Below are 11,472 nucleotides of genomic sequence, written 5' to 3' on the forward strand. Positions count from 1 at the left end.
AAGTGTATTATACCCTTTTATCAGCCGTTCATCAAATCATCGAGTCCAATCAATTTGATGGTTGAAGATTCAGCTGCAAGCTCCTTAAGTCCATCTTCAAAGCCCTGAGCTGAGAACAGATAATAATAATCAGGGTTGAGCTTTGCTCTCTTTGAACAGCTTCTGATAAACTCGATATCTGATATATCAAGTTTTCTGTTCCATGAGCAGATACCAACAAGAGTGTCTCCGATATCGCTCTGAGCAACAATATCAAGAGTACCCATCTTACCTACCCATTCACCTTCATCTTCAATCTTGAAGGGCAGTCTGTCGTATTCAGCCATCTTAAGAATATACTCTTTGCAAACAAGCTTAAATGCGTAATTTACATATTCCTGCAAACCATCAGAAATATACATATCATAAAAATCTTCAGCATCCATTCTGATAATCTTACTGAGATTCTGATAAAGGAATCTGAAGAAGAAGTGCGCAAGAGGATCAATTATTCTGTAAACGCCCTTCTGCACATTTTCATGTCCGGTTGTTGAGAATGAGTAAACCTTCTCAACCATGCCAAGATCAATAAGGCTCTTTAAGTAAACCATGATCTTAGCTCTTGAGAATCCTGTAGCATGATGGATATCATTTAGCTTGTTCTGTCCGTTTGCAAGTCCATAAAGGATGGTATTGTAAACAGCTGTCTCTCTCAGGTTCTCTTCAAGCATTGCACTTGTAGTCCTGAGGAGAACACTATTGCTTGCATCGAGGAATTTATCGATGACATTCTGTTTGAAAGTCTTTTCCTCATCAAAATAATCCCAAAGCTTTGCTTTTCCGCCAAATACAGAATATACGCAAACAACATCGGTATCACTCATTTTAGCGAACTTTCTTCTCATTTCCTGGAAAGAATATGGCTTAATCTTCAAAAAACTTGTTATGTAGGATGCCTGATTACCAAGCTTTGCTACCATATTATTCTCAATCCATGCAGCATTGTTTCCAAGAAGCAAGAGCATCATCTGAGGATGACCATCTCTATAGATTATCTTGCTGACTTTTTCAAGGAAATCCGGACTGGATTTCATTATTTCTTCAAATCGATCGATAAAAATAAGCAAAGGCTTGCCACTATTTATGGCCATTCTCTCGTATGCTTCAAAAATGGTCTCATAGTCAGGATATTCAGGAAGAGATGCACCTTTATCATGAAGATCTTTGGCCCAAATATACTGCTGCAATCTTTCAGATGATGAAACAGCACAATAATATGTGTACTGCTTATCCGATGCAAATGTAGTAAGTACAGTCTCACTGCCGGTTTTAATGTGACCATAAACAATTACAATCTGATTTTTCCCCGTCTCATAATAGCTGTTTAAAATATCTAGTTCTTGTACTTTGCTCTTTTCCATAGTCGGATTCCTATTCTTAAAAATTATTTCTTGTTAATGTAACCCAGTGCCTTAAGAAGCTCAGCGCATTCAACTGCTCCGCCTGCAGCTCCTCTTAATGTGTTATGTGAAAGGCCTACGAACTTGTAATCGTAAAGTGTATCCTCACGAAGACGACCAATGCTTACGCCCATACCACCTTCGTAGTTTACATCCAGAGCTACCTGAGGACGGTTGTCATCTTCAAGATACTGAATAAACTGCTTGGGTGCGCTGGGAAGCTGAAGCTCCTGAGGCTTACCCTTAAATGTTACAAGCTTCTCTATAAGCTCTTCCTTTGAAACCTTTTTCTTAAATCTTACAAATGCAGCTGCTGTGTGACCGTATAAAACGGGAACGCGAATACACTGGCAAGTAATAAGCGGACTTGTTGCAGGAACGATAACTCCGTTCTCAATATGTCCCCAAATTCTAAGGGGCTCCATCTCACTCTTTTCTTCCTCACCGGAGATGAAAGGAATGATGTTGCCTTCCATTTCAGGCCACTCCTTGAAGTTCTTTCCTGCGCCTGAAATAGCCTGGTATGTTGTAGCAACAACTTCATAAGGGCCATACTCTCTCCATGCGGAAAGTGCGGGAGCATAGCTCTGAATTGAACAGTTAGGCTTAACTGCGATAAAGCCTCTGGTTGTTCCAAGACGCTTCTTCTGGAATTCGATAACGTCTGAATGCTCAGGATTGATCTCCGGAACCATCATGGGAACATCAGGAGTCCATCTGTGAGCACTGTTATTTGAAACTACAGGAGTCTCTGTCTTTGCATACTCTTCTTCGATAGCCTTGATCTCATCCTTTGACATGTTTACAGCTGAAAGAACAAAATCTACGCCTTCTGTTACTTCTTTTACATTTGTAACGTCCTTGATAATAAGCTTCTTAACGGCTTCAGGCATAGGAACTTCCATCTTCCATCTGTCGCCAACAGATTCTTCATAAGTCTTACCTGCACTTCTGGGGCTTGCTGCAACTACAGCAACTTCAAACCAGGGGTGGTTTTCAAGAATAGTAATAAATCTCTGGCCTACCATTCCTGTTGCGCCAAGAACTGCTACTTTCAATTTCTCGCTCATTTTTTCACTCTCCTCTTATATAATAACTAAATTTGGTACCTAAAAAACATGCCGTCAGTCTTCATCCTGACAGTCCGGATATAACGGGCTATGGGTTTTAGTCCAGAAAAGATCAAGGAATTCAACGTTTCCTTTAATCTCATTTTTCATTGCCTCCGGACCCGGAGCTCCTACAGTAAGACGCTTCTCTACACAGGTCTTAAGGCTTATTGCATCATATACGTCTTTATCGAATTTATCGGAGAACTTCTTAAGTTCATCCAGCTCAAGATCTGATATTCCAACTTCTTTATCTATGCAATAAAGTACAAGTCTTCCTATTATGCCATGGGCATCTCTGAAAGGAACACCTTTGTTGACAAGATAGTCGGCTGCATCTGTGGCATCTGTAAAGCCTCTTATTGCGCTCTTTTCCATGGTCTCTTTATTGAATTTCATGGTAGAAAGCATATCAGTGAAAAGAATAAGGCAGTTCTTAGTAGTATCAATTGCATCAAAACTTACTTCCTTATCCTCCTGCATGTCCTTATCATAGGCAAGAGGGATTCCCTTCATGGTAACAAGAAGCGAATTCAGCGCTCCGTATACTCTTCCCGTCTTACCTCTTACAAGTTCTGCAATATCAGGATTCTTTTTCTGAGGCATAATGCTTGAACCTGTTGAATAAGCATCATCGATAGTGACAAAGCCGTATTCATTTGAATTCCAGATTATTACTTCTTCACTGAATCTGGATAGATGCATCATTATTATAGAAAGAGCTGACAGGTATTCAATCAGATAGTCTCTGTCCGATACCGAATCCATGCTGTTCTTTGTGGGTCCGTAGAAATCCAGCTGCTGTGCTACAAATTCTCTGTCCAGCGGATATGTGGTTCCTGCCAGTGCTCCGCTTCCAAGTGGACAAAAATTCATTAACATATAAATATTTTCAAGTCTACGGGAATCTCTTTTGAACATCTCAAAGTAAGCACCGAGATGATGTGCAAGTGTTACAGGCTGAGCTTTTTGAAGATGTGTAAAGCCCGGCATGTAAGTATGAATGTTTTCAGACATTAGTTTATTAAGAGTCTTTAACATATTGTAAAGAAGGTCAGCTGTATTACGAACCTCTTCACGGATGTAAAGACGCATATCAAGTGCCACCTGATCATTCCTTGACCTACCGGTGTGCATTTTTTTGCCGACATCACCAATCCTGTCAATCAGATTTGATTCCAGGAAACTGTGAATGTCTTCATATTTATCTGTGATCTCAAGCTTTCCTTCGTTTACGTCACTAAGGATTGAATCAAGGCCGTCAATGATTGCCTTGCATTCGCTTTTAGTAATTATTCCTTGTTTTTGCAGCATTTTTACATGAGCTTTGCTTCCGCATACATCCTGGTTTATTAACCTTTTATCGAAATAGATTGATGCGTTGAACTTCCAAGCCAGCTCACTGATTTCACCTTGAAATCTACCGCCCCATAGCTGTGCCATTCATTTCTCCTCATTTATTAAACTACACATAAACCTTTTTTCATAATTATGTTATAACTTATCACAGTGTGAAAGTAAAAACAAGGATTATTTTTGCCCTTTTTAATAAATTATGGGGGACAGTATTTTTAACCAAAATCGTCCCCCATAATCGATATTACAATGTTTTATTTTATAGAAACTTTCTTGCTCAGCGCTTTTTTATAGAAGAAATTTTTATATTTCTTCTTAGAACTCTTAGGTACCTTAAAGGTAACTGTTTTAGCAGTTCCCTTGTAAGCCTTCGCTTTTACTGTCTTAGTTGTAAGTTTTTTAGTCTTAAAGGTTATTTTTTTAAGTGCAGGAGTCTTTGCAAATACCTGATTGCCGATATTCTCAACATTTTCACCGATTGTAATTGTCTTAACCTTGCTTGCTCCTGCAAATGCTTTATCTTCAAGTGTTTTTACATTTTTGCCAACAACTATGGATGTTGCAGTCTTATTCTTGTTAAATGCATTCTTTGATACGCAGGTAACCTTATAAGTTACTTCTTCAAATGTAACAGTTTCAGGTATTCTAATTGTCTTTGCCTTTGTATCCTTAGACGCCTTAAATGAAACAGCAGGATCTTCACTTTCTTCGGATATTACTACGTAAGTCGCCTTATTATCGGAAGATGTAAATTCTGTTCCCTTGGCCTTTACTTTATTTTCAGTATTAACCTTTGCGGCATCCTCATTTGTTTCTGCCTTTTCAGGGTCGGAGCCATCAGGATTAAGTATTTTGAAGGTCTTACTTGCAGAGCCTCTGTAATTACATTCAGGAAAATCTGTAGCTGTAATCGTAACAGTAGCTGTACCCGGATTTACATTATCTTTATATGTAACATTATACTGTCTGCCCTCTTCAAGAAGTATTCCATTATGTCTTACGGTAACTTCAGGCTTCTTCTCTGTTCCGTCTGATTTATAAGTGGACTCAGAAAGAGTTATCATATCAGCTTTAAGATTTATCTTGGTGATATCAAAATCCTTTTCTATCCAATAATCATCAAAGCATTTTCCTGCAACATATCCAATGTGGACTCTTACAGTATATTCTCCTACATAATAAGGTGCGGTACTTGAATCAAAAACAGTTGTACCGTTACGTCCTTCATATTCATAAAATTCATCCGGAAATCCATCCAGATTTGATGGCTTTATCAGTTCTACTGTAGCTAAGTTTCCATCATATTCTTTGCTATCAGCCTTTAATTCAAATTTTCTTTCTTCCCCACAATTGAAACATTTGAGTGTTAGTGTTGAACCTTTAACAGTCGCATCAAAATTATGAGCAGTACATTCATCTCCTACAAAGTAGCCAGGATTACCATAGCTGTCTATACGTGCATATCCATAATTCGCATGTGAAGAATCATATTTTGTTCCATTTCCGCCTTGCAGTTTTATACAATTTGAAAACATATAATTACCGTCATCACCGGAAACCCTTGAAGTCGACCACAGTTCAGAAACCTTTATAGTTCTAAGGTTCATACAACCATTAAACATCGCCTCCATATTTTCGACTTTAGATGTATTCATATTCGATAAATCAAGCTTTGTTAATGATTCGCAGCCCTTAAACATATTGCTGGTAGCTTCAAGTGTCGGGTTTGTCATATACGGTAACTTCACATCTTTTAGTTTTGTACACCCCGCAAACAAACTTTTTGCTTCTTTCAGTTTCGGGAAATTTAACTTACTCATATCCAATGTTTCTAAAGAACTACAACCAGAAAACATACTTGACATGTATTCAATTCTATTAGTATAAAGCTTGTTCAAACCATAAATATGTTTTAATGAAGAACAACCATAAAAAAGTGAATTAATGTCCGTGATAATAGATAAATCCCAACCGGTTACATCAATTTCCTCGAGGCTCTTGCAATAACCAAACATTGCAACAATACTTACAACATTTGATGGCACCTTGACTTTGACATTCTTCAGTTTTGTACAATTCGTGAACATAGAATTCATAGATTTAACCTTGGAAAAATTTGCTTCTGATAAATCTATAGACTCAAAAAGTGTATTCGCAAATAGAAAGTCACAATTAATAGGAAGAATACAATTCGAAGTTGCTTTGAATTTTGTAACTACGCTTGAGGAACATGCCTTCATAAGGTCTGATTGAGTAAAAGGTCCATCTGCTATCAATGTTGTTCTATCATCGCTAATTGTGAATACATCATTCCCAGCCTTCGCATTAATAACAGCATCAAATGGCATAATATCCATTCCTGCTTTTGGAGCAAAACACACTAGAGAAGACAAAACTATCGTTCCTAATAAAATTTTCTTAAACACTTTTCCTACCATAAAAAATCCAAACCCCTTTCAAAAAAATTACATTCACTTTGAGCTTTAAATAATAAATACCTAAAGAAATTAAAACCCCTCCATATGCAATTTTATTACAATAAAAGCAAGCTTAGGATACGAATTTTGAACAGTTTTATTCATAATTCGTACTTGACAGTAAAAGTATATTATGAGTTTATTTTCTTTGAATTTTATATAGATTTACCTATTAATTTAAACTTGTCAAAAGTCTTTAATATAGGTATAATTTCATTTGTGTTCACATACACGCTGGAATAGCGCAGTCGGTAGCGCAACTGATTCGTAATCAGTAGGTCGAGGGTTCAAGTCCCTTTTCCAGCTTAGGAGTCGACAATGTCGGCTCCTTATTTTATTAATAAAATAAGCTGCTACACTATCCCAAAGTGTAACAGCTTATATCTAAAATTTCATCTCATATGTACATCCACCTGAGGGAATGGTATCTCGATACCATTCTTATCAAAGGCTTTTTTGATGGCTTCGTTCATGGACCATTTTGCTTTAATGTACTCCTGGGGCTTAACCCAGCCTCTAATTCTTAAGTTAACTCCTGAATCAGCAAGTTCATCTACATATACCGCGCATTCCTGCTTATCTGAAATAAATTCATTATTATGCATTACATCAAGGGCTACTGCTCTTGCCTTATCAATATCCGCAGAATAGGCTATACTGCACATAGTATCAAGAATTCGCATCGAGTTACCGAAGTTATTAACAACAGTTGCTGATGCCAGAATCTTATTTGGCATTACAACCTTTCGAAAATCTGCTGTCAGCATCCTGGTGTTAATAAGTGCTATTTCAGTTACTGTTCCTTCCATTCCGGAACCTGTAACTTCTATATAATCGCCAACTCTGAAAGGCTTTGCTATTAAAATCAGGATACCACTTGCAAAATCAGAAAGTGTTCCCTGAACAGCAAGACCGATAGCTACGCCGGCAGATCCGAGAAGTGCCACAATGCTTGCTGTGTCCATTCCAAAGCCCGCAGCTATTGAAAACAGAAGCATTATCTGAAGCGCAGCCTTTATGAATTTGGCAAGGAACATTGCTATCGCCTTATCGATTTTGGTTCTCTCAAGGGACTTCTCAATAATATTGGTTACAATCTTTATTACCTGCCACAGTACAACAAGTACTATTATTGCGAGAGCAACCTTAACAGCTAAGGCAAAGGCCTTATCCGGAAGTTCTTTCATATATTTTTCGATAACTCCCGGATTAAGGTTTTCATTACCTGTAACTTCAGCTAACGTTTCCATAGCTGCCTCAGCCTGTGCAGTAGCTGTAGCTGCCGCTGTTGAAGTAAGGGCATTTATCATGTAATTCATTATGTATTATTCGTCCTTCTTTTTAGTATTTTTTGTATTTGTCTTTGTGGCTGTCTTCTTTGTGGTTTTAGAAGCAGTCTTCTTTGCTGTCGTTTTAGCTGTTGCAGTCTTTTTAGCAGAAGCCTTGGCAGCTGACTTCTTAGCTGAGCTGCCTGTTATGGACTTAAGAGCAGCCTCGGAAACAACGCTTGAAATTCTCTCTTCCTCTATCTGCTCATACTTCTTCTCAATTGCTTCCTCCTGAGCAGCAAGTTCTTTTTCATAGCGCTCATGAAGCTCCTTAAGAAGTTTAGCTTCTTCCTTCTCCTGTCTGTCCTTGAGCTCTCTCAATGCCTTTTCGCGCTCGTTCTGCTTTTTGATTGCTTCCTCTTCGCGGATCTTTCTGATCTTCTTCTCCTGAGTTGTATAAGGAGTGTATGAGAAAATAGCAATTGAAGTAGCAGCAACCTTAACAGGAATTGAATAAGGTCTTCCGTCAGCTTCAGTGAAGTCAGCTTCAATTCTTCCCGGATTAACAATACCCTGTCCGCCAAAGTTGGTATCATCAGAGTTGAAAATCTCGTAGTATTTACCATCAGCAGGAACACCTACTTCGAAGGTTCTGTCTACACCTGCCATGTTTACAACTACAAGGAGCATGTCACCGTCTTTTTCTCCCTTACGGATAAAGGACATCATGCACTCCTCAGCTGCCATGCTGTTAACCCACTCAAAGCCTGCATCATTGGTATCAAGCTGATGAAGGGCCGGTCTCTGATTGTAGATCTCATTCAGCATGTGGATCATGTTTTCAAGGAAAACAGCGTTATCAATACTGAGAGCTGAAGGATCCATGTAGAACATCTTCTTTCCGGGATGACACATAGCATAGGCAACTGCAAGTCTCACACCTGCCATCTTCTGCGCTGAATCACCGGGCATAAGATCATAAAGTCCCTCTAAGCCTTTTCCGATTTCTTCGTGAGTAAAGGCAAGGATAAATCTCTCTGTATAGCAGTAAATAAGCGAGAATGTAAGCTCATTATGATTACCTGATCTGAAAAGCGGATCATTCTGAATGTAGTCAAGGAAGTCCTTGGTCCATCCGTTGTTCCACTTATAGTCAAATCCAAGTCCGCCGTCATCAAGCTCTCCTGTAACTCTGGGCCAGCAGGATGTCTCCTTGGTCATGGTAATAAGTCCCGGATTCTTTGTCTTTAATACATTGTTAAAGTTGCAAAGGAATTCTTTTGCTTCAAGGTTCTCGTTTCCGCCATACATATTGGGAATCCACTGACCAGGCTTTCTGTCATAGTCAAGATAAAGGATCTTTGCTATATCTGCAGCTCTAAGTCCGTCCAAATGGAACTTCTGAGTCCAGAAAAGTCCGCAGGATACAAGGAAATTGGTAACCTGTTTTCTTCCAAAGTCAAAGATCAGATCGCCGGTTCTGGGATGTACGCCCATTCTGGGATCAGGATATTCATAGAGAGCCTGTCCGTCAAAGGCATTAAGTCCGCACTGAAGCTTCGGGAAAAATGTGGTAACAAAATCCATAAATACCTTGATACCTGCTTCGTGCATGATATTAACGAATTCCATAAATCCATCCGGTGTTCCATATCTTCCCTGAACTGAGAAGAAACCGGTAATATGATAAGGATGTCCTCCAATATGCTCCATTACAGGGAAAAGCTCAATAGCATTAAAGCCGTGATCCTGAACATAGGATAAAATATCAAGAGCAAGCTCTTTATAATCAGGAATATGATTCTGATGCTTTGCTGCAAAGGATTCAATATTTATCTCACAGATTGAAAGAGGATCGCTGTCTCTGTCAAATTTGGTTCTGTCTTTTATAAATGCTGCATCAGTCCACTTAAAGTCCTTAATTCCAACAACCTTTGATACAGTAAAGTCTTTATCTGCAAAAGCATATCCATAAGGATCGGGACGCTTGAAAATGACGCCGCCCTTAGTTTTTATCTCGTACTGATAGCCTACGCCATCATTTGCACCGGGAATAAAAATCTCAAAGACGCCGGACTGTTCAACTCTCTTCATCTGGTTGACTCTTCCGTCCCATTCGTTAAAATCACCGATAACGCTGACTCTTGCAGCATCAGGTGCCCATACAGCAAAGCTTGTACCTTCAATACCATTAATGGTCATAGGGTGTGCACCAAGCTTCTCATAGATGTCATAATGAATTCCGCTGTTGAACTTGATGAAGTCCTCTCTGTCCATCTGCGGCTGAAAATTATAGGCATCATAGATTTCCTTGGTCTCACCGTTATCAAGCTTTATCCTGTATTTATAATCGGTACCTTCCTTAATAGGTATCAGCGCTGCAAAAAAGCCTGCTTCATCTGCAAGCTCCATTTTATAAGTTTTGCTGCTACCAGAAGGTACAACTGTTATTTCAACTGCTGAGGGATAAAAGGTCTGAATAAGAAGATTGGAGCCAACTTTGTGGGCGCCCAAAATGCGATGAGGATCGTCTCCGTCAGAATAAATTATTTCTTCAATCTCCGGCCAATTCATAAGTTTATAAAGCTTATTGTTCATCACATTTACCTCCACCTACATAAATTTTCAAAATTCTCTGACAAATATTATAGCACAAAAACTTTGCTATGCTCGGTTTTATCCAATATTTCATTTCCTTGTTCCGGTAAAGCACGGATATATCAGCATTTAACGAGTTTAAATGCTATGCCCGTGCTTTAAATCACCGGAAATGAAACATTGGTCTAAAACCGGCAGTAGAGTCTTTGTGCTTTTAAAGGTGTCTGTATTTTTGGAATTCTATCTCTCCTTTTACAAAAGTGTTAGTAAAATATTTATAACGCTCTTTATTACACAACATATATAAGAAAAGCTCTTTAGGTAAATTTATATACCTATTTCACCCCGAAACTTCGCCGACCGGTATATAAAATAAAAATCTTAATTTGACTTATATACTTTTTCTATATTCCATTCCTGTAATACTCGCCTCATGTACTTATAACGCATAGAAAAAAGTATATAATTGAGCCTGATATCTCTATCTTATATACCTGCCCCGCTTAGTCGCTTATAAAAAGACATATAATTTCTGTGTGTTTTTCTATCTTATATACCTGCTTCCGAATATTCATTTTTTCCAATAACACAAATGTAAACTGTGGAATTATAATTTATCCAGTTTTCGTATGTAGTAAGGTTTGAAATTCTACTCTGCGGTTGTGTCTTCTTCTGCTGTTGCAGTTATATCATCAACTGAGAAACCAAAGTTGGTTTTGATGATGGAGTTTACTGTGTAAATAGTGGTGTTATCATCAACTAAAATGTAATACTTGTTCACCGTGTTATTATAATCACCGATCTTGATTGTATGAGTATCACCTGTAGATAGCGTGATTTCTACGGTTTCAGCAGGTTCTGCAAGGCCAAAGTCAGAAAGGTCGCTGTAATCCTCTACTATCTGGTCTGAGGTAATTGATTTAAGTGAACTGATTTTTGTTGTAATCTTGCTTTCATCAACATCTACTGATGAATCCTCTTTTAATGTCCAGGTTTCATCGTCTGCTTTTTCAAGAGTAAACTCTCCGTTTGTATTTTTCACGTGCAATACTGTAACGTCAGCATCATCCCCTAATGATAAAGCGGTATAGGTAGATTCGCTCTCCTTTGCTGCTTCGTCCTTATTGTATTTTTGAAGTCCATAGTATCCACCCACAAAAACCAATAATAAAGCTAAAAGAATAATCAGCTGAACTTTTTGTTTTTTCATATTGTGCTCCAATCT

General features: G+C 38.4%; 7 protein-coding genes and 1 tRNA gene. 1 reads left to right on the forward strand and 7 read right to left on the reverse strand.

Annotated elements, in window-relative coordinates:
* Positions 1-20: 20 nt before the first annotated feature.
* The 4 genes from G610_RS0103240 to G610_RS0103255 all read right to left on the reverse strand — a co-directional run bounded on the left by G610_RS0103240 (position 21) and on the right by G610_RS0103255 (position 6,342).
* On the reverse strand, positions 21-1,400 hold the full coding sequence (locus G610_RS0103240; RefSeq protein ID WP_026523635.1) for an ATP-binding protein: 1,380 nt from the start codon (positions 1,398-1,400) through the stop codon (positions 21-23).
* 23 nt (positions 1,401-1,423) lie between these two features.
* Positions 1,424-2,509: an aspartate-semialdehyde dehydrogenase gene (asd, locus tag G610_RS0103245; RefSeq protein WP_026523636.1), complete on the reverse strand. Its 1,086-nt coding sequence runs from the start codon at positions 2,507-2,509 to the stop codon at positions 1,424-1,426.
* Between the two features lie 54 nt (positions 2,510-2,563).
* Positions 2,564-3,991, reverse strand: coding sequence for an argininosuccinate lyase (argH, locus tag G610_RS19550; protein ID WP_051197550.1), 1,428 nt, complete (start codon positions 3,989-3,991; stop codon positions 2,564-2,566).
* A gap of 167 nt (positions 3,992-4,158) precedes the next feature.
* Positions 4,159-6,342, reverse strand: a complete 2,184-nt coding sequence (locus G610_RS0103255) for a leucine-rich repeat protein (protein WP_081667176.1) — start codon at positions 6,340-6,342, stop codon at positions 4,159-4,161.
* A 272-nt stretch (positions 6,343-6,614) separates the two neighbouring features.
* Between G610_RS0103255 and G610_RS0103260 the strand changes: the two genes are divergently transcribed.
* Positions 6,615-6,687, forward strand: a tRNA-Thr gene (locus G610_RS0103260).
* An 86-nt stretch (positions 6,688-6,773) separates the two neighbouring features.
* Here the strand turns inward: G610_RS0103260 and G610_RS19555 are convergent.
* The 3 genes from G610_RS19555 to G610_RS0103275 form a co-directional block, all read right to left on the reverse strand.
* Positions 6,774-7,700 carry a mechanosensitive ion channel family protein gene (locus tag G610_RS19555; protein ID WP_051197552.1) on the reverse strand — a complete coding sequence of 309 codons (927 nt, stop codon included), beginning with the start codon at positions 7,698-7,700 and terminating at the stop codon, positions 6,774-6,776.
* A gap of 6 nt (positions 7,701-7,706) precedes the next feature.
* Entirely contained in the window at positions 7,707-10,247 is a 2,541-nt protein-coding gene (glgB, locus tag G610_RS19560; RefSeq protein ID WP_051197554.1) for a 1,4-alpha-glucan branching protein GlgB, read from the reverse strand.
* Positions 10,248-10,896: 649 nt separating this feature from the next.
* Positions 10,897-11,457 carry a DUF4340 domain-containing protein gene (locus G610_RS0103275; RefSeq protein ID WP_026523638.1) on the reverse strand — a complete coding sequence of 187 codons (561 nt, stop codon included), beginning with the start codon at positions 11,455-11,457 and terminating at the stop codon, positions 10,897-10,899.
* Positions 11,458-11,472: the final 15 nt, after the last annotated feature.

It is taken from the genome of Butyrivibrio sp. MB2005 (assembly GCF_000424285.1).
GTDB lineage: Bacteria > Bacillota > Clostridia > Lachnospirales > Lachnospiraceae > Butyrivibrio.

Bases quoted from the DNA above. Each gene is read 5' to 3' on its own strand.
- G610_RS19555 (WP_051197552.1), bottom strand. From the start codon at position 7,700: ATGAATTACATGATAAATGCCCTTACTTCAACAGCGGCAGCTACAGCT.
- glgB (WP_051197554.1), bottom strand. From the start codon at position 10,247: ATGAACAATAAGCTTTATAAACTTATGAATTGGCCGGAGATTGAAGAA.
- G610_RS0103255 (WP_081667176.1), bottom strand. From the start codon at position 6,342: ATGGTAGGAAAAGTGTTTAAGAAAATTTTATTAGGAACGATAGTTTTG.
- G610_RS0103240 (WP_026523635.1), bottom strand. From the start codon at position 1,400: ATGGAAAAGAGCAAAGTACAAGAACTAGATATTTTAAACAGCTATTAT.
- G610_RS0103275 (WP_026523638.1), bottom strand. From the start codon at position 11,457: ATGAAAAAACAAAAAGTTCAGCTGATTATTCTTTTAGCTTTATTATTG.
- asd (WP_026523636.1), bottom strand. From the start codon at position 2,509: ATGAGCGAGAAATTGAAAGTAGCAGTTCTTGGCGCAACAGGAATGGTA.
- argH (WP_051197550.1), bottom strand. From the start codon at position 3,991: ATGGCACAGCTATGGGGCGGTAGATTTCAAGGTGAAATCAGTGAGCTG.